Here is a 25,505-nt window from a genome sequence, read left to right as displayed (position 1 = left end):
CTCGATTTAAGATTATATCAATTTTTAACATTTTTTTAGCAAATTTTAATTTACAATATTACCTAATCTAACATTAACCAAAACATGATGAAAAGAATTTTACTTTTTGTGGCACTTGCTTTTATGGCCAGTTTTGCTACAGCACAAACATTTAACTATCAGGCAGCTGCAAGAGGTGCAGGTGGAGATTTAATTATTCAAGACGACTTAGGTGTCAAAGTAAGAATCCTTGCAGGATCTAATGCTGGAACAGAAGTTTTCTCAGAAACTTTTAATGTAACTACTAATGACAATGGTGTTTTTAATCTTGCAATAGGAGATGGAGCAAATGTCTCTGGATCTTTAGTAACATTAAATTGGGGAAATGTAGATTATTTCTTAGAAATCGCTATCGATGAAGATGGTGGTATTATCTATCAGGTAGTTGGTACTTCTCAATTAAGAGTCGTTCCAGTTGCAATGACTTCTTTACAGTTTGAGGAACAAGTTGGTACTACAAATGTTATTCAATTAGCAACTACAGTTGCAAACAATTCAGGTAACATTACAGTTTTAAATAACAATGATGCTAATCAAGCTTCTAGGCTTCTTACTTTAGAGAATGCGAATTTAGATGCAAGATTGACAGCTGCGGAAGCTGCTATTGCTCAAAATACAACAGATATTTCTGGTAACAATTCTAATTTACAAGCAAACATAGATGCTGTTCAAACAGATGTTGATCAAAACGAATTAGATGCAGATGCTGCAATTGCAGGAGTTCAAGCAGACGTAGATTCAAACGAAACTAATAGTGACTGATGTAGACGGAAACGAAACTGATAGTGATGCAGCAGATGCAACATTACAAACTAATATCGATGCTGTACAAACTGATGTAGACGGAAACGAGACTGATAGTGATGCAGCAGATGCAACATTACAAACTAATATCGATGCTGTACAAACTGATGTAGACGGAAACGAAACTGATAGTGATGCAGCAGATGCAACATTACAAACTAATATCGATGCTGTACAAACTGATGTAGACGGAAACGAAACTGATAGTGATGCAGCAGATGCAACATTACAAACTAATATCGATGCTGTACAAACTGATGTAGACGGAAACGAAACTAATAGTGATGCAGCAGATGCAACATTACAAACTAATATTGATGCTGTACAAACTGATGTAGACGGAAACGAAACTGATAGTGATGCAGCAGATGCAGCAATTCAAGCAGATGTAGACGGAAACGAAACTAATAGTGATGCAGCAGATGCAACATTACAAACTAATATCGATGCTGTACAAACTGATGTAGACGGAAACGAAACTGATAGTGATGCAGCAGATGCAACATTACAGACTAATATCGATGCTGTACAAACTGATGTAGACGGAAACGAAACAGCTAGTGATGCAGCAGATGTGACATTACAGACTAATATTGATGCTGTACAAACTGATGTAGACGGAAACGAAACTGATAGTGATGCAGCAGATGCAACATTACAAACTAATATCGATGCTGTACAAACTGATGTAGACGGAAACGAAACTGATAGTGATGCAGCAGATGCAACATTACAAACTAATATCGATGCTGTACAAACTGATGTAGACGGAAACGAAACTGATAGTGATGCAGCAGATGCAACATTACAAACTAATATCGATGCTGTACAAACTGATGTAGACGGAAACGAAACTGATAGTGATGCAGCAGATGCAACATTACAAACTAATATCGATGCTGTACAAACTGATGTAGACGGAAACGAAACTAATAGTGATGCAGCAGATGCAACATTACAAACTAATATCGATGCTGTACAAACTGATGTAGACGGAAACGAAACTGATAGTGATGCAGCAGATGCAACATTACAAACTAATATTGATGCTGTACAAACTGATGTAGACGGAAACGAAACTGATAGTGATGCAGCAGATGTGACATTACAGACTAATATTGATGCTGTACAAACTGATGTAGACGGAAACGAAACTGATAGTGATGCAGCAAATGTAACATTACAGACTAATATTGATGCTGTACAAACTGATGTAGACGGAAACGAAACTGATAGTGATGCAGCAGATGCAACATTACAAACTAATATCGATGCTGTACAAACTGATGTAGACGGAAACGAAACTGATAGTGATGCAGCAGATGCAACATTACAAACTAATATCGATGCTGTACAAACTGATGTAGACGGAAACGAAACTGATAGTGATGCAGCAGATGCAACATTACAAACTAATATCGATGCTGTACAAACTGATGTAGACGGAAACGAAACTGATAGTGATGCAGCAGATGTAACATTACAGACTAATATCGATGCTGTACAAACTGATGTAGACGGAAACGAAACTGATAGTGATGCAGCAGATGCAGCATTAGACACTAGAGTTTTAGCAATAGAAAACATGAATGGAGACGCTACATTAAATGGTAGTGATTTTCAATTAAACGCAAATTCTGTAACAACAGATGAGGTAGCTTTAAACTCTTTAACAAATCAAGATTTAGCAAGTAACTCTGTAGGTCAAGATGAATTACAAGACCAATCAGTAGGTGTTGGTGAATTACAAGATGGAGCAGTTTCTACTCCTAAAATGGCTTCTGGAGCAGTAAATAGCTCTATTATTGCTAATGGTCAAGTACATAACGAAGATTTAAATCTTGCAGATATTACACTTAGCAATAACGATGCTTTAGCAGGAACTGTAGGATTAGCTACTAACACTGAAGTGGTAACTGCTATTTCTGGTGTTCAAGCAGATGTTGATCAAAATGCAGCAGATAGTGATGCAGCAGATGCAGCAATTCAAGCAGATGTAGATGGAAACGAAACTGATAGTGATGCAGCAGATGTAACATTACAAACTAATATCGATGCTGTACAAACTGATGTAGACGGAAACGAAACTGATAGTGATGCAGCAGATGCAACATTACAAACTAATATCGATGCTGTACAAACTGATGTAGACGGAAACGAAACTGATAGTGATGCAGCAGATGCAACATTACAAACTAATATCGATGCTGTACAAACTGATGTAGACGGAAACGAGACTGATAGTGATGCAGCAGATGCAACATTACAAACTAATATCGATGCTGTACAAACTGATGTAGACGGAAACGAAACTGATAGTGATGCAGCAGATGCAACATTACAAACTAATATCGATGCTGTACAAACTGATGTAGACGGAAACGAAACTGATAGTGATGCAGCAGATGCAGCAATTCAAGCAGATGTAGATGGAAACGAAACTGATAGTGATGCAGCAGATGCAACATTACAAACTAATATCGATGCTGTACAAACTGATGTAGACGGAAACGAAACTGATAGTGATGCAGCAGATGCAGCAATTCAAGCAGATGTAGATGGAAACGAAACTGATAGTGATGCAGCAGATGTAACATTACAAACTAATATCGATGCTGTACAAACTGATGTAGACGGAAACGAAACTGATAGTGATGCAGCAGATGTAACATTACAAACTAATATCGATGCTGTACAAACTGATGTAGACGGAAACGAAACTGATAGTGATGCAGCAGATGCAACATTACAAACTAATATCGATGCTGTACAAACTGATGTAGACGGAAACGAAACTGATAGTGATGCAGCAGATGCAACATTACAAACTAATATCGATGCTGTACAAACTGATGTAGACGGAAACGAAACTGATAGTGATGCAGCAGATGCAACATTACAAACTAATATCGATGCTGTACAAACTGATGTAGACGGAAACGAAACTAATAGTGATGCAGCAGATGCAACATTACAAACTAATATCGATGCTGTACAAACTGATGTAGACGGAAACGAAACAGCTAGTGATGCAGCAGATGCAGCAATTCAAGCAGATGTAGACGGAAACGAAACTGATAGTGATGCAGCAGATGCAACATTACAAACTAATATCGATGCTGTACAAACTGATGTAGACGGAAACGAAACTGATAGTGATGCAGCAGATGCAACATTACAAACTAATATCGATGCTGTACAAACTGATGTAGACGGAAACGAAACAGCTAGTGATGCAGCAGATACAACATTACAAACTAATATCGATGCTGTACAAACTGATGTAGACGGAAACGAAACTGATAGTGATGCAGCAGATGTAACATTACAGACAAATATCGATGCTGTACAAACTGATGTAGACGGAAACGAAACTGATAGTGATGCAGCAGATGTAACATTACAGACTAATATCGATGCTGTACAAACTGATGTAGACGGAAACGAAACAGCTAGTGATGCAGCAGATGCAACATTACAAACTAATATCGATGCTGTACAAACTGATGTAGACGGAAACGAAACTGATAGTGATGCAGCAAATGTGACATTACAGACTAATATTGATGCTGTACAAACTGATGTAGACGGAAACGAAACTGATAGTGATGCAGCAAATGTAACATTACAGACTAATATTGATGCTGTACAAACTGATGTAGACGGAAACGAAACAGCTAGTGATGCAGCAGATGTAACATTACAAACTAATATTGATGCTGTACAAACTGATGTAGACGGAAACGAAACTGATAGTGATGCAGCAAATGTAACATTACAGACTAATATTGATGCTGTACAAACTGATGTAGACGGAAACGAAACAGCTAGTGATGCAGCAGATGCAACATTACAAACTAATATCGATGCTGTACAAACTGATGTAGACGGAAACGAAACAGCTAGTGATGCAGCAGATGCAACATTACAGACTAATATCGATGCTGTTCAAACAAATGTGGATAATTTAGATACAGATGATGTTGCAGAAGCAACAAACCTTTATTATACAGACGCAAGAGTTTCAACAAAATTAGATGCAACAACAGGAGATGTAACATTCGCTTCTGGAGTTTCTACTATTGGAGCTGGACAAGTTACTAGCACAATGATGGCTGCAAGTTCAGTATCAGGAGGTGTTGCTGGAACTATTGTAGACGATTCTATTATAGCACAAGACATTGCACCAGATGCAATTACAACATCGGAATTAGCTGAGGGTTCTGTTGAAAGTATTGATATTAAAGATGCTACTATTACTTCTAGTGATATTGCAAATAATGCTGTTACAACTAATGCTATTTTAAACAGTACTATTACGGCAGATGATTTAGCACCAGACTCAATAACAACATCTGAAATTACAAATGGAGCAATAGAAACTCAAGATATTAAAAACAGCGCAGTTACTGAAGCTAAACTGTCTCCAAGTGTAAATACAAGTTTGGATTCAGCTGATAGTGCAATACAAACAGAAATTGATCCAGTATTTGTTGCTTCAGCTGCAAACTCTATTACAAATGCAGGTAGTGGTTTAGTTATTACAGATACTGAAAGAACGAAGTTAAATGGTATTGAAACAAGTGCAACTGCAGATCAAGCAGCTTCAGAAGTGGTTTCAACAGTAACTGGAAATATTGCAGCTACGAATGTAGATGCAGCCATTGCAGAATTAGAAGCTGAAAAAGCACCATTAGCAAGCCCTGCATTTACAGGAACTGTTACAGGTGTAACTAAAACAATGGTTGGATTAGCAAATGTTGATAATACTTCAGATGCTAACAAACCAGTTTCAACTGCTACGAGTACGGCTTTAGGATTAAAAGCACCATTAGCAAGCCCTGCATTTACAGGAACTGTTACAGGTGTAACTAAAGCAATGGTTGGATTAGCAAATGTTGATAATACTTCAGATGCTAACAAACCAGTATCAACTGCTACGAGTACGGCTTTAGGATTAAAAGCACCATTAGCAAGTCCTGCATTTACAGGAACTGTTACAGGTGTAACTAAAGCAATGGTTGGATTAGCAAATGTTGATAATACTTCAGATGCTAACAAACCAGTATCAACTGCAACGAGTACGGCTTTAGGATTAAAAGCACCATTAGCAAGCCCTACTTTTACAGGAACGGTTACAGGTGTAACTAAAACAATGGTTGGATTAGCAAATGTTGATAATACTTCAGATGCTAACAAACCAGTATCAACTGCAACGAGTACGGCTTTAGGATTAAAAGCACCATTAGCAAGCCCTGCATTTACAGGAACTGTTACAGGTGTAACTAAAACAATGGTTGGATTAGCAAATGTTGATAATACTTCAGATGCAGACAAACCAGTTTCAACTGCAACGAGTACTGCTTTAGGATTAAAAGCTAACTCAGCTAGTCCTACATTTACAGGTAATGTTACAGCAACCAGTTTAGTTAATAGTTTAAATCCATCACTAAATAATTTGAAGTTTATTGGGAATAATGACACTCGATTATCAGCAGCTACTTTTTTGAGATTAAGGGTTAATAATGCTGATAAGCTTGTTGCTTTAAACGATAAAATATATTCTACAGTTCCTATTGGAATAGGAACTCAATTTCCTTCAGCAGATTTAGACATTGTTGGAAGTTTTCAATATAAAGATGGAAATCAAAGCCTTGGTAAAGTATTAACTTCAGATGCAGATGGAATAGCAAGTTGGGCAGATTCTGCAACAGGAACCGATGACCAAACAGCTGCGGAAGTGGTTTCAACTGCAACAGGAAATATTGCTGCTATAAATGTAAATGCTGCAATTGCTGAGTTAGAAGCAGAGAAAGCACCATTAGCAAACCCTACTTTTACAGGTAATGTAAACATGACTGGTGATTTACATTTAAAATCAACAAAAATAATTACAAATGATGGTACTGGGCGTGTTGAATTTTTTAACACCGCAGGAGTTGAGCTTATTGAATTTAATGGTTCCAACATAAATCTTCAAAATAATGTTGTGTTGATTCAAGAAAAATTAGGAATTGGAATTGGCGATACTTCACCAACGGCAGTTTTAGATGTAGCAGGAACAGTAAAAATAGTAGATGGTACGCAAGGAGCAGGTAAAGTATTAACTTCTGATGCGTCAGGTAATGCAACATGGGCAGCACCAGCAGCAGCATCTGGAACTGGAGCACAGTATAAAGGCTTAACTATATTAAATGTTGGTGGAAATTATAATGTCACGGCTACTGATTATATTATGAGTGTACTCTCAGCTTCAGTAACTGTAACTTTACCTGCAATGCCTGCTCAAGGTCGAGTATTAATTATATCGAATAATACTGGAACTACTTGTACTGTATCTGGACCAATTATTGTTACAGGTGCTTCAACTCCAACTACTATATTAAATTCAGGTGATTCTATTAAAATAATTTATCATTCTGCTATTGCTAAATGGATTGTAGTATCACACTAATGTTATTTGGTCTTATATTTAATAGTTACAGATGTATTTAAATAATGTCTTTAGCATTAAATTTTAATCACACAATTGCCTCTCTTTTAAGAGAGGCAATTATTAAAAAAATAAAAAGAAATGAAAACAACATTAAAAGTAATATTCTGTTTATTCTTTTGTTTTTCTCAAGCACAAAGTATAGAAAGACAAGTTATAGGAGTCTCTGGAGAAACGCTATCTAATGGCACAGTGTCTTTAGATTTTACTGTTGGAGAACTGGCTGTAACTTCTATTACAAATGGTACAACAACTTTAAACCAAGGTTTTCACCAACCAAATATTGTATTAGGTATAAAGGTTAATACAATTGCTTTTTTACAAGGTGCTTTATTAAACAGTACCAATGGTTTAATGCGTGACGATTTACGTGCAGGTTTTTTACCAACAACATCACCATATAGTGATACTTTAACATGTGTACCTTCTGTATTTAATACAGGTGGAACTTCTGGAACAGGTTTAGACACAGACGATATTGTAGATTGGATTTTTGTAGAGCTTCGCGATGAGAACGATAATATTAATGTAATCGCTAACCAATCTGCGTTATTACAAAGAGATGGAGATATAGTAAGCGTAGATGGTATTTCAGATTTAGAATTTAATGTCGCTGCTAAAAACTATTATGTAGTTGTAAAGCATAGAAACCACTTAGGTATCATGACAGCAAACACAGTAGCTTTGTCTAGCACATTGTTAACCGTAGATTTTACAGATGCAAACAATCAAGTTACTTTTGGTACAAATGCACAAACAACATTTGGGATGCCAAGTGGTGTTGTAGCACTATGGGCTGGAGATACTAATGGAGATGGAAGATTAAATTACTCTGGAACATTCTCAGACATACCGTCAATACGTAGTCATGTGTTTAATGATCCAAATAATTCTGTATTTGGAGGACCACCAGCAGCTACCTATCAATCTATAGGTTATTTTGGTACAGATGTTAATATGGAAGGTTTAACAGTGTATTCTGGAGCAAACAGTGATGTTCCAAATATAAGAAATAACATATTTAATAATTCTTCAAATTCAGTATTTGGAGGACCACCAGCAGCTACATACGTTTTTATACAACAATTACCAGGTGGAGCTAACTAAAGACAAACAACAAATATTAAATAATAAAACAATGAAAAGAATATTACTCTTATTAACGCTAGTATTAAGTTTAAGCATACAGGCTCAATCTTATGAATTTACATTAATTCAAAATGACGTAGCTGAATTCTCTGTAGCCGTAGTGCCAGATTTTAATTCTACTGCACCACATCCAATTGTGAATGACCATAATTTCACTATTATGTTACCAGATGGTGCTACAGTAGCAAATGTTTCTGGAATAGGAACCTATACTACAGGTGTTTATACAAACTTAGATGGAGCACCTGCGCCAGGACCTGGAAATGATGCAACTGTATTTAATCTTGTACAAGATATTACTTTGGTTGCCCATACAATAGGAACACCTATAGTCTTAGCTACTTTTGATGTTCTTGGCCCACCTGATACTGGAGCTGTTTCTCTTTTAGAAAATGGTGCATTAACAACTGCATCACAAGATATTTTTAAAAGCTTTTTTATAGCAACTACAAGTGGTAATCTTGCCGATGGATCTTCAAATGGTTATATTGGCCAAACAGGAGATGTTATGTTTGCTTATGATGCAACTACTTTAAGTGCTCCAACTGCAGAATTAGTTGGTGTTTCAATATTTCCTAACCCAGCAATGGACGTTGTTAATATTAAAGGTTTAAAGAACGACTTAAAAAGTATTGAGGTCTATAATATTGCAGGACAAAAAGTTATAACTGCTGCAAACAACTTAGAAACTATTAACGTTAGTGAGTTAGAAGCTGGAGTTTACTTTCTTAACCTATATACAGAAAACGCAAGTAAAACAATTAAATTTATTAAGCAGAAATAAGCTTTTATAGATTACTATTAAATTGAAATTTTAAAACCATTCAAATTACTTTGAATGGTTTTTTTTGTGTCTTATTGTGTCGCTTTCTATTCAAAAAAACAAGTTGAAATCCGTAATGATTTTGCATAAAAAAACCTATCCTCTTAATTAAAAGTTGATAGGTTTTATGTGTTATTTTTTAGAAATTAATTAATCTCTAAAAATAGTTTGCTTTCTATCTGGACCAACAGAAACAATTGTAATAGGAATTTCTAATTCTTTTTCAAGAAACTCTATATACTCGTTTAATGCTTTAGGTAGTTGCGCGTAGGCGTTCATTCCTGTTAAGTCTTCACTCCAACCACTAAATTCGGTATAAACTGGTTCTACGTTTTCTGGCTCGATATTAAACGGTAAGTGTTCGATAGTTTCACCTTTATATTTATAAGCGGTTGCTACTTTTAGGGTTTTAAAACCAGAAAGCACATCACTTTTCATCATCATTAATTGTGTAACACCATTAACACGACATGTGTATTTTAAGGCTACTAAATCTAGCCAACCACAACGTCTTGCTCTACCTGTTACAGCTCCAAATTCTTGACCTACTCTTGCCATTTCTTCACCATCTGCATCAAATAACTCAGTAGGAAAAGGTCCAGAACCAACACGTGTAGTGTAAGCTTTAAAAATACCAAAGACTTCTTTTATTTGGTTTGGTGCAATACCTAACCCTGTACAAGCTCCAGCAGCTGTTGTATTAGAAGATGTAACAAATGGATACGTTCCAAAGTCAATATCTAAAAGAGAGCCTTGAGCACCTTCTGCTAGTATCGTTTTGCCATCTTTTAGCGCTTGGTGTAAATAAGCTTCACTATCTATAAATTGTAATTCTCTTAATCTTTCTACAGACTCGAAAAATTCAACTTCCATTTCTTCTAAATCATATTGCACATCTACATTGTAGAAAGCAATCATTGCTTCATGCTTATTCGCTAAAGCTCTGTATTTTTCTTTCCAATCTGGCATTTCTAAATCCCCAACGCGAATACCGTTTCTACCCGTTTTATCCATGTAAGTTGGACCAATACCTTTTAAAGTAGAACCAATTTTAGCTTTTCCTTTAGAAGCTTCACTTGCAGCATCTAATAAACGATGTGTTGGTAAAATTAAATGCGCTTTACGCGAAACAATTAGTTTTGCTTTATAATCAATATCAAATTGATCTAAACCTTCTAATTCTTTTATAAAAACTACAGGATCGACAACAACGCCATTTCCAATAATATTCATAGACTCTTTATGAAAAATTCCAGAAGGAATCGTTCTAAGCACATGTTTTATACCATCAAATTTAAGAGTATGCCCTGCATTTGGGCCACCTTGAAAGCGTGCGATAATGTTGTAATTCTTGGTTAATACATCAACAATTTTACCTTTGCCTTCGTCTCCCCATTGTAAACCTAGTAGTAAATCTACTGCCATTATAGTAAGTTTTTTTTAGTTGTCTTCTGTTTTATTTTTTGTACCATAAAGATAGAGCGAGTGGTTAGTGATTGTGATATCAAAAACCTCTTCTATTGTTTTTTTTATGGATTGTATTCTTGGATCGCAAAACTCAATAACTTCACCTGTATCTGTTAAAATAACATGATCGTGTTGCTTATCGAAATACGATTTTTCGTAATGTGCTTGGTTTTTTCCAAATTGGTGTTTACGAACCAAACCACAGTCTAAAAGTAATTCTATGGTATTATAAAGCGTAGCACGACTTACACGATACTTTTTATTCTTCATTTTTAAATACAAAGATTCAATATCAAAATGTTCTTTGTTATTGTAAATCTCTTGAAGTATAGCGTAACGTTCAGGTGTTTTTCTGTGACCATTACCTTCTAAAAAAACTGTAAAAACATTTTTTACAATCTCTTGATTTTTAGTATCTGTATTTGTGCTCATAATTTAAGAAACAAATTTACATATTTTTTTGGGGTAATTCTACAATTTTAAGAGATAGAATAACGTGTTATCAAGCAGTTATTAACAAGGATGATTTTATGCTCTTGATACCTTCTCGATACCATTAATTTTCTTCAAGTTATCCATTAATTTTTTAAGTAAAGTTTTGTTTTTAACACTCACATTAATTTTCCCAGAGAAAACACCATGATTACTTTGAAAACTAATACTCGTCATGTTTACATGCATATTTTCTGAAATAATTTTAGTAATATCATTTACTAGCCCTAAGTTATCTATTCCAGAAAGGTTAATATTTGCATAGTATTCTTGTTTAGAAGAGTCTATCCATTTGGCAAGCATAATTCTATATGCATAATTAGATTGCATACTTAACGCATTTGGACAATTTTTCTTATGCACTTTAATGCCTTCATTAATAGTAAGAAAACCAAAAACAGGATCACCAGGAATGGGATTGCAACAAGTTGCTAGTTTATAATCTAAGGTTTCCTCCTCTTTACCAAAAACAAGCATGTCGTAGCTGCTTGTAATTTCGTCTTTTTCGAGATCTTCTTTTGAAATCGAATTTTTTCGATTCATTTTATTCTTAATAAAACTAACCAAAGCATTACTTCGAGAAGCAGCATAATCTTTAAGCATTGGGTTACTAATGGTTCCAATTCCAACACGATAAAATAAGTCTAAACTTGTTTTAAGCTTGAAGTGGCTAACCATTTCGTTAACCGATTTTTCATCGAGCGTAATTTTAAGTTGCTTTAGTTTTCTGCGTAAAATCTCTTTACCATCTTCGGCAACAATCTTTTCATCTTCACGTAATAACGATTTTATTTTACCTCGTGCGCGAGAGGTTGTAGCATAATCCAGCCAATTAGGGTTAGGCTTTATATTCTCACTTGTTAAAATATCTACTTGATCTCCACTATTAAGTTCATGGCTTAAAGGCACAAGCTTACCATTTACTTTGGCTCCTCGTGTTTTCATACCAACTTCTGTATGAATACTAAACGCGAAATCTAAAGGAGTTGCGCCTTTTGGCAACGATTTTAAATCTCCTTTAGGAGTAAAAACAAATATTTCTTTAGAATAAAGATTAAGTTTAAATTGCTCTACAAAATCAACAGCATTTGTAGAGTGGTTTTCTAGCGCTTCTTGAAGCCTATTAATCCACATATCTAAATTATCTTCTTTATCGTCGTTGTTTTTGTACTTATAGTGCGCAGCATAGCCTTTTTCGGCAATCTCGTTCATGCGCTCACTTCTAATTTGTACTTCTACCCAACGTCCTTTAGGTCCCATTACTGTAATATGGAGAGCTTCGTAACCTGTAGATTTAGGCGAAGATATCCAATCTCGTAATCGCGTTGGATTTGGTCTAAAGTGATCTGTTACTACTGAATATATTTTCCAAGCTAGAAATTTTTCGTTTTCCTTATCAGATCTGTAAATAATTCTAACAGCAAATTTATCGTATACCTCATCATAAGAAACGCCTTGTTTTTCCATTTTTCGTTTAATAGAAAAAATAGATTTTGGACGTCCTTTTATTTCATAATTTAATTTTTCTTTATCTAAAGATGTTTTTATAACGCTATTAAACTCCTGAATGTAAGCGTCTTGCTCTTGCTTACTTTCTTTTGTTTTATGTAAAATTTCGTTATAAATCTCTGGCTCTGTATATTTTAAACTTAAATCTTCTAGTTCTGTTTTAATATTATAGAGTCCAATTCTATGTGCTAAAGGCGCATAAATATATAGTGTTTCGCTTGCAATTTTCTCCTGCTTATCTGGACGCATAGAATCCATGGTTTGCATGTTGTGGAGTCTATCGGCAATTTTAATAATAATCACACGTACATCATCATTAAGCGTGAGCAGCATTTTTCTAAAATTCTCTGCTTGAAGCGACACGTCCATGTCTTTCTCCTTACTTAAAGATGAAATTTTTGTTAAACCATCAACAATTCTTGCAACGGTTTTACCAAATAATTCTTCAATGTCCTTTACTGTGTAATCATCACTATCTTCAACAACATCATGAAGTAGAGCAGCAGCAATAGAAGTTGCATCCATTCCTATTTCTGAAGCCACAATGCACGCTACAGCAATAGGATGAAATATATAAGCTTCACCACTTTTTCTACGCTGTGTTTTATGTGCATCTACAGCAACCTCAAAGGCTTTACGAATTAGTTTTTTATCGTCATCAGTTAACGACGTATAACTAACCTTTAATAGGTCTTTATAGGCTTTTGCAATTGCAGCATTTTCTTTTTCGATTTCTACTTCAGTCATATAAATAAAAGTAAGAATTAAATATGAATGGACAAGCCCTTTTTTTTCATTTTTTAAATGAAGAAATAATGGCTATTAGAAAAGCTGTAATTTGAATTAATCTTCTTTGTAAACTTCTAGATTTAAGCCTAATCCGTAATTGTTTAAGCCTGCTTTTAGTAAGTTAGATTTTTCGACATTCTGTTTATCGAAAAGCGTCCATTGCCCACCATTAAGAAAAATACGTCTTACAAACGTTCTTTTTTCTGCAATCTCATCTGTAAAAGGTAAGAGTGGTCTAAACGTAGTGGGTACTTTTACAATACCACGTTTTGTTTTAATTTCTTGGTATTTTTTATTTGGTAGTAGTTTTCCTTTTGCATCTGTATAACCTAATACTTGAAGCGAAACAAATATCCCATTTTTAGGCATGTAAATATCATATTCGGTTACATTGACTTCTAAAATTTTTTCGTTTTTTTCGTTTGCAATAAAAACGACATTCTCGTAAGTTAAAACATGACCTGGTAAGCCATTGTTGTTCTCGTAAAAATTGACTTTAAACACTGTTGAGAATGGTCTTTTTTTAGAGGTCTTTCTTTTGCGTTTATCCCAATCTTTAGCTTCTACTTTTATAGGCACTTGTAAACTAGATAAACGTTGTGTTTTAGTTGAGTTGTTAGGAAAATATACAGCAATTTCACTTTCTATTGTTGGCAACCAACATTTGTAATAATCTTCGTGAACGGTAGGTTTTATTTTTTCAATTTTAAACTTCCCTCTTGGTTTGCTTAAAAAAACTTCATCAAGTGTGTTTATGCTTGACTTCATTTTAATTATAGCAGATAAATCTTGAGTTGCTACTTTTAAATCGTTAAAGCCAATCGCGGAAATAAATAAAGAATCGATATCCTTATATAGCTTTTTTGTAAAATAAAACTGCCCAGCATCATCTGCAAATAAGCCATTACCATTGCCAAATGAAATAGTTGCATACGAAACAGGTTCTTCAGTTTCAGAAACTATAGTTGTGTTTTGTGCTTCAGAAAAAAATGATGCAAAAATAAAACAGGGTATATATAATAACTTTTTCAATGTGTAGTATGTTTTTTTAATTCATTTTAAGAGACATTACAAACCTCTTATTTAGACGCTTCAATCCAATTATCAATCTTAGTTTCTAATAATGCCAATGGTACACAACCAGATTCTAATACTTGATTATGGAATTGTGCTATACTAAATTTGCTACCTAAAGTTTTCTCTGCTTTTGCACGTAATTCTCTAATTTTTAATTGGCCAATTTTATAAGATAAAGCTTGACCAGGATTAGCCATATAACGCTCGATTTCTGAAATAATACTCGCTTCATTTTCTGCTTCGTTTTCTAACGAATACTTAATGGCTTGTTCTCGCGTCCATCCTTTAGTATGTATTCCAGTATCGACAACAAGACGAATGGCACGATGCATTTCCATGCCCAACATCCCAAAATACTGATAAGGATCTGTGTATAGTCCAAGTTCTTTACCTAGAGACTCGCAATACAAAGCCCAACCCTCTCCATAAGCACTATACCATAATGTTTTTCTAAATTTTGGTAAATCTGTATCTTCTTGTTGTAGTGAAATTTGGTAATGGTGCCCAGGAATGGCTTCGTGTAAAAATAAAGCTTCGTCGCTAAATACGTTGTATTTTGTAGCGTCTGGAATTGGTGTGTAAAAAACACCAGGTCTTGTGCCATCTAAAGAACCTTGATTATACTCTGCACTTGCCGATGCTTCTCTAAACTTTTCGGTTTGTCTTACTTCAAAAGCTGTTTTTGGTTTTAAGTCAAACAATTTTTCAATTTGAGGTTTCATGGTTTCATGAATTACATTAAAATTATCGATAATTTCTTTAGGTGTTTTATAAGGCATTAATTCCTTATTGTTCCTAACGTAATCAAAAAACGAAATAATATCACCTTTATAACCTACTTGCGTTTTCACCTTTTCCATTTCTAAAAGGATGCGTTTTACTTCGCTTAAACCTAGGTTATGAATGGCGTCTGCAGTCATTTCTGTAGTCGTGTAAAGCTTGATTTGGTGGTTGTAATATGCATTTCCGTTAGGTGTGTCGTTTATACCACTGGTTGTTCTTCCAGATTGCAAATAATCGCCAGACATAAAATTATAAAGGCTTGCATATACTGGTTTCACTCTCTTTTCAATCATGTTTGAGTACGCTTCTGTTAAGGTTTTCTTATCATCTGCAGAAAAACTCTCAGGTAAACTTTGGATTGGTTGATAGAATAAGTGGTCTTCTAACTTAGTGTCAATTATTGTTTTTAATTGAGGTGTTACTTTAGTAATTAAGCTTTTTGGTAAAACGTGTTTAGCATCGACACCTTCTTTCATTTTTAGCTCGGCAGAAGCTACCCATTCCAGATATTGATCCACACGTTGTAACCAATTTTTGTAATCTCCGACTGTTTTAAATGGTTGCGAACTTTTACCACTTGCCAACTGGCCAATGGTTAATTGCTTTGTCCACATTTGATTGATTGGTGTTAAATCTTCACGAAAATCGAAACGCTCTAAATTAATGTCGCAATCCCAAATTAAGATATCACGACTTAGTTGCTGCGTAGTGTTTAATTGATTGTTACTATAAGATGCTGCCTTGGTTTTAAAATTTTGATAATAGGCTTTTTCTTTAGCTGAAAACGCATCAGAAAGTGTGTTTGGTAATAGATGATTATATCTATTATCACCAGCAGAAGTCGCATTTAATGGATTCAATTTTAAACCTTCTTCATAGAAATTATCTAGCATACTGCTAAAAGCTGTGTTTTTCTCTGAAGTTATTTCGGTGGTTATTTCTATCGTTTTGTCATTTTTACATGAAGCAAATAAAGTGATCATGCAAAATATAGCGATGTAGTGTTTCATAAATAATTAAATTTTGAAACACTAAAATACCGATTTTAAAAATGAATAAAGGTTAATACCAGCGTTTTTTCTTCTTTTTAGACGCCTCACTTTTACGTCCTTTTCTATGTTTAGAGCCTTGTTTTTTGTGCACAGCAGGTTTTGCTTTTGGATCTAAAGGATAAGGATGCTCTTCGACAACATCTAACTGTAAGTTAATAAGTTGCTGGATGTTTTTTACGTATTCTTTTTCATCTGCAGAGCAAAAAGAATAAGCAGTTCCTGTGTTTCCTGCTCTTGCAGTTCTTCCAATTCTGTGTACGTAGGTTTCTGGTACGTTTGGCATATCGAAATTAACAACAGCATCTACATCGTCTACATCAATACCACGAGCAGCAACGTCTGTAGCTATTAGAATATCTACTTTGTTCTTTTTAAAATTACTTAAAGCTTCTTGTCTTAAAGTTTGGCTTTTATCACCATGAATACTATCTACTTTATAATTATTTTTAAGTAGTGTTTGCTCTAATTTATCGACACCATATTTTGTACGACGGAAAATAATAATCCTACCATTTATTGTGTTTCTAAGTAAATGTAAACACAACTCGATTTTCTCTTGTTTTGGCACGTAATACAACGCTTGATTTACATTTTTAGAAGTTGAAGAATTCTGTGATACTTCTATACGATAAGGATTATTTAAAATAGTTTCTGCTAGTTGCTCAACCTTGTAAGGTATAGTTGCAGAAAATAGAAGCGTCTGTTTTTCTTTAGGACATAAGCGTTCAATTTTATTAACATCGTCTATAAAACCCATGTCGAGCATTAAATCTGCCTCATCTAAAACTAATGTTTCAACGTAATCAAGGTTTACAGTATCTTGCTTATGTAAATCGAGTAAACGACCAGGTGTTGCAATTAAAATATCGACACCTTTTCTTAGTATGTCTTTTTGTGGATCTATAGATGCACCTCCAAAAACCACAGCCGATTTTAAACTGGTGTGTGTAGCGTAATCTTCGAAATTTTGTTGAATTTGTATTGCCAATTCGCGTGTTGGACTAATAATAAGCGCACGAATTTTCTTTTGATTCTTTGCAGATTCTTGTTTATCGTACAATAATTGTAAAATAGGCAATGCGAAAGCCGCTGTTTTACCTGTTCCTGTTTGCGCAGAAGCAATCACATCTTTTTTATCTAAAACCAACGGAATCGTACGCTCTTGAATAAGTGTTGGGTTATCGTAGCCTTTCTCTGCAATGGCACGAAGTAATGGTCTGTTTAGTTTTAGGTCTTTAAATGACATGTGAAAAATGTTTGCTGCAAAGGTAGTTTTATAATTTAACTTTTAGTCACCTCAATAGTGTAAGTCGCAACAATATCATTATTAATTTTTAAGTGCACATCGTAAAAGCCTTTTTTGTTAAATTGGTACTTGAATGCTGTTATTCCGTTTTCTATTTTAAGATCAGAAATCTTAAAAGCATGTTCGTTATTTCCTATAAATTGAACCAAAGAAACTTTATCTGTAGTACTCTTTTTTAATGTTTTGAAACTAAAAGTTATTCGGTCTTCTTTTTGTATCGAAATAGCCATCATACTTGGACTAATAGGAATAATACTATGCTTAAATGTTTCGCCATAAACCAATGGAGAAGCAATAAAATTGGACTCCATTAACACCTTATTTAACAACCATTTTTTATTTAATGGATAATGGTTTTTTGCAAATAATATTGGTTCTACTAAAAAGTAACCTTCATTGTATTCGTTTATAAAAATATTTTCGGCAGAAGTATAACCACTAGACCATGTTGCATCGCATAAATACCATTTGTTATTTAATTTTACAGCATTCCAAGAATGATTAGGCTTGTCCAGTTTTTCGATATTCGAAACTATAGAACGTCCATAACCATCTACTATTTCACAATCTATACTAGCAAAAAAGCAAAGCTCTTTTATTAAATATGCGTAACCAGTACACATGGTTTTTTTCTTATTTACTAAAGTCTTAAACGCGGTTTTTTTGTATTCGTTATTCCACTTAGCAAAACCAATACTATCGTTTTTAAACTTTTTGTGCTTTCGGCTAACTTTAGCATGTTGATAATGGTCGCCTTCAATATTATTGCACACCCAAGAGTAAATGGCTCTAAACTTCTCGACCTGAGTTGGTAATTTGTGAGTAAGTTTATAAGCCAATACTGGAAGGTTTTCTAAACTAGCTCCTTTGTTTAGCTTCGCAACATTATCTGCAATAGTAAAATTTACAGTTTTAAAATCTGAAATCTGTGCATTAGCAGTATTGAAGATAAATACGAAAACTAAAAGTAGCGTGTTTTTCATAACGTTTGAGTCTATTTACTTTTATTAGATTTATAAACACCTTTAACTGCAATTTTTCCCATGATTGTAATAGCGTCTAGCTTCATGTTTATAGCTAATGGAATGTTTGATGCTGAATCTCTGTTTTCAATAGTTAGTTTTTTAGATTCTAATCCAACATAACTAAACACAAGAACATCTCCTTTTTTTAATTTTTCTGGAAATTCAAAATTACCATCCATATCTGTTACAGTACCAAACTCTGTATTTTCTAAGACAACATTAACACCAGGAATAGGTTCGAAATCGTCTGACACATTTCCTTTTACAATAAAGCCTTCTTGAGCTATAGAAGTTGAAACCTCTGTAGTATTCGATTGTGTTTTTGTGTCTTGAGCATGCATTGTAGACATAGAAAACAACGCCAAACATGCTAAGCCAACACCACTAAGTATTCCATATTTTTTTCTTTGTAAAGGCACAGCATTGAAGTTATTAAACTGATTTTCTTTAAAAATTCCACAAGTATTTTTTTCTTTATTTAAAGTGAAGAATGCCGTAATGTCCTGAGGACTCTTTTTAGTAAAGTCGATAACTTCCTTTTCACAAGAGCCACAAAAGCCACCTTCTGGAGTTGGAGTAAATTTATTAAAGTTTTCTTGACAAGGCGTTTTAATGTTTAAACTGATTTGATTTTTCATGGTAATAGTTTTTATATGTTAATATACTTCAAACTTATACATCTACTTAGAATTTTAAAATGAAGAATTAGCGAACTACACGTTTCAATGAGTGAAATGGTGTTTTTAATGAGTTTAAGAAACTATAGTGTATTTATTATCTGTTTAATTAAAAACAGATTTATACTTTAATGTAACATTAGTTAAATTAGTAGATAGCGATTTTAGCCATAATAATTGATTGCTAATTAAATGTGCTTCTTGTAGGTTTAATAGTGTTTTATCGTCAATCTCTATTTGCCCAGCTTGTATAGCTAAATCTCGTTTTTGTGATAAATGAGTGTATCTATTTTGAAGCTTTTTATGTGCTTCATGTATGTTTTTTTCTTCGGAAGAATCTGCGATTTTATTGCAGTCTAATTTTGAAGCCGATTGTTTTAATGTAGAAGTAATGCCTTCTATTATAGTATTAAACTCTTCCGAAGCTAATGATGTTTTATGATTGATAGTATAACTTCCAATAGAAGCTATTGCAGAGAGTATAGTATGGTTTAAGGTTACCATTTCGTAAATTAAACCAGATTCTTTTTGCTTAGATTTTGGGTCTTGTGTTAAACGCTGAAATGCTGCATTTAAATTACTCATGGCTAGAAAAGCCTGTTTTCTTGAAACTTTATAAGCTAAGCTATTTTCCTCTTTATCATGATATAAATTTTTGGTCGCGTTTAAGTAATTAGCATTAGATAAAATTACATTTTCTATAACCAAATCTAAGTTTTTATATTCCCAACTTGGGAATAATAAGTAGTTTGCCAATACAGCTATTATTGCTCCAATAACTGTATCTATAACACGATATTGAACAACCAAAAATGCATTAGGATCTATTAAAGCATAAACAAATACAATATTTAGTGTTATAAAAGCAGCTCCAGCTTTATAGCTTTGTTGTATTAACGAAAATGCAAAAGTTAAAGAAACAACAGCCAACACCATGTAAACATTAGTGTTTTTGGTAATTAAAATAATGCCTGTTGCAATTACAGCTCCTATTATAGTGCCTATAATTCTGTTTTTAGAGCGTTCTTTTGTTAATCCATAATTTGGACGCATAATAACAACAATGGTTAACATAATCCAATATGCATTTTTAATATCTAATAGACTCCCTAAAAGAAAGCCAAAAAGAATAGCAATAGTTAGCCTTAATGCATGTCTAAGCATTGGCGATTTTAAACTAAAATGCTGCAATACTATGTTAAATCTATAATCTTGAGAAGTTAAAAATTGTTTTGTGTCTTGTGCTTTTAGCGATGCTCTTGTATTGTTTTTTACGTTGCTTAAAACACGTCTTATAGCTTTTACTTCTTGTAATAATTGCTTTTGGTAATCTTGGAGGTTTCTAAGTGTAATCGCACCTTTTCGCGCTTTTGGCAATGTGACTTCGTTTACATAATTCTGAATGGCATTACCTGTATTTTCAAACGCTTTATTAAGTGAATCTATGTTGGGAAGCTCTCCTTTTTTTATTAATAATTCTGATAAAATAATGAGATGATTTCCCATCTCTTTATTCATTTTTTTAAAAGCATTTAAATGCGTTTTATGGATACCAATTAACGAATCTATTTTAGAATAGTCTAAAGTATTTGCTAAGGCCAATTCTAAAATATCTATTGATGAAATAAATATTAGTAAACGCCTCTCGTTAGAATATGAACGACCAGAACGTTTTCTGCCTTCTAAAAGTAGTTCTCTTAGTGTTTCGTGTTTTTCGCTAATTTGTGTTTGTATAACAAGTGCTTTTCCAGAAAACTTATCTCTTTTTTTAGGCTTGGTTAATAGTTTCGCTCTTATTTTTAAATACTTTCCAGTCAATGCTAATGTGTCTGAAAGTAATTGGTCATCATCTTTTTTAGGAAAAACCCATTTAGAAAATAATGAGAACAGCAAATACCATAAACCTCCAACTCCCATTAAACCAACATGTACGGTAATCGATTTTAAATCTGGTTTTTCTATAGCCAATGCTAATACAATTGATAATAAACCCGAAAATGAAATTAAAGATGCTCTAAATCCATAAACCGAAATTAAACTTATAGCAAAGCTTAAAACAGTAATAGCAATAAGTAGCAAAACAAAAACAGGCTTGGTTATAAATATTATAAACGTAACCAACATAGTAAGCACAATACTAATTAGTATGCCATTAATTTTACGTTTTAAACTTCCTGGCACATCACTTGGTGCATTTAAAAAAGCACCAACTGCAATAGCTGGAGCAAATTGAAACAAGTCTATAGCGCTAAAAATTACTAGTGGTAAAACAGCAGCAATAGTCAGCACAACTCCTCTGTAAAAGCTAGAGCCTTTAAGGAATAATTCAATATTTTTTAAATGATTTTTTAACTTTTTTTGCATTATTACGCCTTATTATGTAAAGGTACTCGAATTGGTTTTAGTTAAATATTGGTGTATGTTAATTAATAATTAAGAAGCAGTGTTTATAATACTAACAATCCAAAATCTCTAAGTTTTTGCATTGACTTTGAAAACCAAAACAGCTCAAAATCTTCAAATTGTGTTTCAAAGTCTTTTTTTAATGCTGAAAAACTAAGCACTTTTCCGTTTACAGGTTTTAAGGTTTCAAGAGTTTCTAACAGCCATTCGCCTTCAGGCTTATTTAAAGTAATTTGAAGCCTATCGGTTTTATCATGAAACGTTAAATCTAGCAATTCATTTGTAAAACCTTTTTTAGTTTTTTTACGCTCTTCGACTAAAGGCAAGTGACCTAACCAAACAATTTTAGCTGTTGATTTTGTGCTTAATGTGGTTTCGGTGTTTAAGCAATCTTCAATATAATATGGTGTAATTGTGGTTTGCGGAATTTCAAAATCGAACCACTCTTGTAAATCCATATCAAAGCCAATACCATGCATAAAATTGAATAGCGACTTTTTTAACCCGAAACTAAATTGACTGTGATCAATTCCTGTGCTATCCGTAAAATCGATATCGTTATTTGCAAACGAAATAGATTTATAATTTGGTGTAATCCCATATTCTGAAGGATTTAAACCAATAGGACTATGTGTTGTTAACGCAAATTGATGCCAAAAGCCAGACTGAATGATACCAAGTTCGAATAATTGTTTTACAAACTCTAAACTATCCACCGTTTCTTGAATGGTTTGTGTTGGGTAGCCATACATTAAATAGGAATGCACCATAATATTGGCTTGCGTAAAATTACGCGTTACTTGCGCAACTTGGGCAACAGTAACACCTTTGTCAATTAGCTTTAAAAGTCTATCTGAAGCTACTTCTAAGCCACCAGAAACTGCAATGCAACCAGACGCTTTTAGTAAGTAACATAAATCTTGGGTGAAGTTTTTTTCAAACCTAATATTAGTCCACCACGTAACGGTTAATTTTCGTTTAATAATCTCTAAAGCTAGCGCTTTCATTAAAGCTGGAGGTGCAGCTTCATCTACAAAATGAAATCCATTTTCACCAGTTTGTTCAATTAATTGCTCCATTCTATCTACTAAAAGAGCAGCAGCAATAGGCTCGTAAATTTTAATATAATCTAAAGAGATGTCGCAAAACGTACATTTTCCCCAATAACAACCATGAGCCATTGTTAGTTTATTCCATCTTCCATCGCTCCACAAACTGTGCATTGGGTTTACTATTTCTATTACAGATATGTAATCTTCTAACAACAAATTAGAATAATCTGGAGTCCCAATTTCTAGTTGTTTGTACTCTGGTTTTGTAGTGTTATTTTTATAGGTAACACTTCCGTTTTCTAGTACGAAGGTTCTCTTAAATTCGTTTTCTAACAGCTCTTTACTTTCTTCAGTATTACAAACGGCTTTGTGCAAAAGTTCGATTGGCAATTCGCCATCATCAAGCGTAATAAAATCGAAAAAATCAAAAACTCTTTTATCTGTTACTTGTCGTAATTCGGTATTTGGAAAACCGCCTCCAATGGCAATTTTAATTTCAGGATAATTCGCTTTTATAAATTGTGAGCATCTAAAGGCACTGTATAAATTACCAGGAAAAGGTACCGAAAAACAAACTAGTTTTGGTTGAATTGTTTTTAGTTTATCTTCTAAAAGCAAAAGTGTTATGTCATCTATAAACGTTGTTTGCTTTTGTAAACTATCGTACAACTCGTCAAACGCATTGGCACTTTGCCCTAAACGTTCAGCATAGCGACTAAACCCAAAATTAGAATCGATGCATTCAATTATAAAATCGGATAAATCTTCAAGATATAACGTTGCTAAATGCTTCGCTTTATCTTGCATTCCCATTTCACCAAAAGCCCAATCCATATCTTCCAATTGCTCAAACCTAGATGCTTGAGGCAAGAAATTTGTAGTACAAATTTGCCTTGCTAAGGTTTGATTTTTGCCTTGTAAAAATTTTATAACAGCATCTAAAGGTTGTAAATAATCATCCTTTAGAGTATAAATACGTTGGCAATTTTCGGTAACAATGGCATCATTTTCAATCGCTAAATCGAATAGTTTCTCAAAGGTTTTTTTACTGAATAACTCCAAAATCACCTCAATACCTAAATCCATCTGAAAAGCAGAAATGCCTTTAGTGTTTAAAAACCCTTTTAAGTATGCTGTTGCAGGATAAGGTGTGTTTAATTGGGTAAAAGGTGGTGTTATTAGTAAGAGGTCTTTCACAAATGGTGGTTTGAATGTATTGGCAAAGGTACTTTATAATTACTCCTTATAATACCAAAAAGGAATTGTTGCTATATTATTTTTAGTATTTGTACTATCTGTTTTTGTTGCTATGTAAACTCTTAAAACGTGTTTTCCATCAGCTATCTTTTTTAGAGGTAAAACGGTTTCAAAACCATCTTGATTATTGTTGTGTTTTGTAAATACAAAATCTAAATTTGAATATTCTAAACTATCAATTTTAAGGCTATAGATTTGCGAAAGTGCCTTCATATAATCTACCTGTAAAGCGTCTCTTTTTTGCTTTTGAATCTGCTTTTTAGTTGATACAAATACATTCGAGTTCATTCCTCTTATGTCATTTTCAGGTTTTAGGTTTTCATTAAATTTAAATATTACATCTTCAGTTTTTTTATCAAATTCAATAAAAACTGGTAAGTAATGTGTTGTTATTATTTTTGAAGGGATGGAAGCGTCATTTATAAACATGTCTTTTTCAATAATACTTTCATCATAATTAAAAACATTAGCTATTAAGCTTGTTGAAGCATCTGAAACAGTTAAATAATTAGACCTAATAAAGGTTAAGGATCCCAAAGTTGAGATTAAAAAATAAATAGGTATTAAAATGAGACTGATACGCTTACCCATTTTATTATCTAAAAAATTATGAACTAAGGGACGATATAGAAACGATAGTGTTAGGTAGCTAAACACCCAATAAAAAGGAAAGTATATTTTAGATAACCACTTGTTCTTTTTTAAATAACCTTGCGTAATAAAGTCTAGGAAAGTAAGTAGCATACCTAGTATTAAAAATGTAATTAAAACAATTCCTGTAATATATAATGCTGTGTTTTTTGTTTCGTGATCTTTAATAAAAAAGTAAACTATAATACCTATTGCTCCAATACATGAAAAAATTGAAATAATATAAAAAATAAGTAAAAAGGAAACAGCAAAAAGAATACTGCAATAATCTTCTAATGTTGAAATATACTTATCGAAAGAGCCTATTTTTCTTCTTAAATAAAGATCAAATTTAGGTTTGTAATTTAATTTTTCATAATCAATATCTCCAGAAACATAACGCAACCCTAAAGCACCAATCCACAAACCTCTTAAAACAACATGTATTAATAGGGTAAATAATAATATAGTACATGCAGAAAGTGCTATTATTAAAGCAATGGATAAAGCTACGTTGCCTTCATTTTGTGCAATGTTAAAAGACGTTTCAAGTGGATAATATGCTTGAGATAGTCCATATATTGAAAACCCAGAAATAATAAGTTCTAATTGCCAACTTTCTTGCTGTAGCTTATCTAACCATTCCTTAAAAGTTTTAGATTTATAGTCATTTTGCAT

General features: G+C 33.4%; 15 protein-coding genes. 4 read left to right on the top strand and 11 right to left on the bottom strand.

What is annotated here, in order from left to right:
• Window positions 1–84 precede the first annotated feature (84 nt).
• From CW733_RS14295 to CW733_RS14280, 4 genes are all read left to right on the top strand, one after another.
• Window positions 85–801: a hypothetical protein gene (locus tag CW733_RS14295; RefSeq protein WP_157811590.1), complete on the top strand. Its 717-nt coding sequence runs from the start codon at window positions 85–87 to the stop codon at window positions 799–801.
• Window positions 794–7,297 (top strand): hypothetical protein, encoded by a 6,504-nt coding sequence (locus tag CW733_RS14290; protein WP_100997857.1) that lies wholly within the window; start codon window positions 794–796, stop codon window positions 7,295–7,297. Before CW733_RS14295 ends, CW733_RS14290 begins: the two co-directional genes overlap by 8 nt.
• A gap of 120 nt (window positions 7,298–7,417) precedes the next feature.
• Complete coding sequence (locus CW733_RS14285; protein WP_100997856.1) at window positions 7,418–8,443, top strand: hemagglutinin protein; 1,026 nt, start codon at window positions 7,418–7,420, stop codon at window positions 8,441–8,443.
• A 31-nt stretch (window positions 8,444–8,474) separates the two neighbouring features.
• Window positions 8,475–9,269 carry a T9SS type A sorting domain-containing protein gene (locus CW733_RS14280; protein WP_157811589.1) on the top strand — a complete coding sequence of 265 codons (795 nt, stop codon included), beginning with the start codon at window positions 8,475–8,477 and terminating at the stop codon, window positions 9,267–9,269.
• A gap of 189 nt (window positions 9,270–9,458) precedes the next feature.
• On the opposite strand, the gene CW733_RS14275 is transcribed toward CW733_RS14280, so the two are convergent.
• The 11 genes from CW733_RS14275 to CW733_RS14225 all read right to left on the bottom strand — a co-directional run bounded on the left by CW733_RS14275 (window position 9,459) and on the right by CW733_RS14225 (window position 25,505).
• Window positions 9,459–10,733, bottom strand: a complete 1,275-nt coding sequence (locus tag CW733_RS14275; RefSeq protein ID WP_100997854.1) for an adenylosuccinate synthase — start codon at window positions 10,731–10,733, stop codon at window positions 9,459–9,461.
• Between the two features lie 15 nt (window positions 10,734–10,748).
• Window positions 10,749–11,207 (bottom strand): Fur family transcriptional regulator, encoded by a 459-nt coding sequence (locus CW733_RS14270; RefSeq protein ID WP_100997853.1) that lies wholly within the window; start codon window positions 11,205–11,207, stop codon window positions 10,749–10,751.
• 96 nt (window positions 11,208–11,303) lie between these two features.
• Complete coding sequence (locus CW733_RS14265) at window positions 11,304–13,523, bottom strand: bifunctional (p)ppGpp synthetase/guanosine-3',5'-bis(diphosphate) 3'-pyrophosphohydrolase (RefSeq protein WP_100997851.1); 2,220 nt, start codon at window positions 13,521–13,523, stop codon at window positions 11,304–11,306.
• Window positions 13,524–13,619: 96 nt separating this feature from the next.
• Window positions 13,620–14,597 (bottom strand): carboxypeptidase-like regulatory domain-containing protein, encoded by a 978-nt coding sequence (locus CW733_RS14260; protein ID WP_232730367.1) that lies wholly within the window; start codon window positions 14,595–14,597, stop codon window positions 13,620–13,622.
• 47 nt (window positions 14,598–14,644) lie between these two features.
• On the bottom strand, window positions 14,645–16,435 hold the full coding sequence (locus tag CW733_RS14255) for a DUF885 family protein (protein ID WP_100997849.1): 1,791 nt from the start codon (window positions 16,433–16,435) through the stop codon (window positions 14,645–14,647).
• A gap of 52 nt (window positions 16,436–16,487) precedes the next feature.
• Window positions 16,488–17,723, bottom strand: coding sequence for a DEAD/DEAH box helicase (locus tag CW733_RS14250; protein ID WP_100997848.1), 1,236 nt, complete (start codon window positions 17,721–17,723; stop codon window positions 16,488–16,490).
• A gap of 35 nt (window positions 17,724–17,758) precedes the next feature.
• On the bottom strand, window positions 17,759–18,766 hold the full coding sequence (locus CW733_RS14245) for a transglutaminase domain-containing protein (RefSeq protein WP_100997846.1): 1,008 nt from the start codon (window positions 18,764–18,766) through the stop codon (window positions 17,759–17,761).
• 11 nt (window positions 18,767–18,777) lie between these two features.
• The gene (locus CW733_RS14240; protein WP_100997844.1) at window positions 18,778–19,446 is read right to left on the bottom strand and encodes a carboxypeptidase-like regulatory domain-containing protein; all 669 of its coding nucleotides are present in this window, start codon (window positions 19,444–19,446) and stop codon (window positions 18,778–18,780) included.
• A gap of 144 nt (window positions 19,447–19,590) precedes the next feature.
• Window positions 19,591–21,849, bottom strand: coding sequence for an FUSC family membrane protein (locus tag CW733_RS14235; protein ID WP_100997842.1), 2,259 nt, complete (start codon window positions 21,847–21,849; stop codon window positions 19,591–19,593).
• Between the two features lie 83 nt (window positions 21,850–21,932).
• Window positions 21,933–24,137 (bottom strand): radical SAM protein, encoded by a 2,205-nt coding sequence (locus tag CW733_RS14230; protein WP_100997840.1) that lies wholly within the window; start codon window positions 24,135–24,137, stop codon window positions 21,933–21,935.
• A 39-nt stretch (window positions 24,138–24,176) separates the two neighbouring features.
• The gene (locus tag CW733_RS14225) at window positions 24,177–25,505 is read right to left on the bottom strand and encodes a hypothetical protein (RefSeq protein WP_100997838.1); all 1,329 of its coding nucleotides are present in this window, start codon (window positions 25,503–25,505) and stop codon (window positions 24,177–24,179) included.

It is taken from the genome of Lacinutrix sp. Bg11-31 (assembly GCF_002831665.1).
Taxonomy (GTDB): Bacteria; Bacteroidota; Bacteroidia; order Flavobacteriales; family Flavobacteriaceae; genus Lacinutrix.
This window is presented reverse-complemented; position numbering and strand designations above follow the sequence as displayed.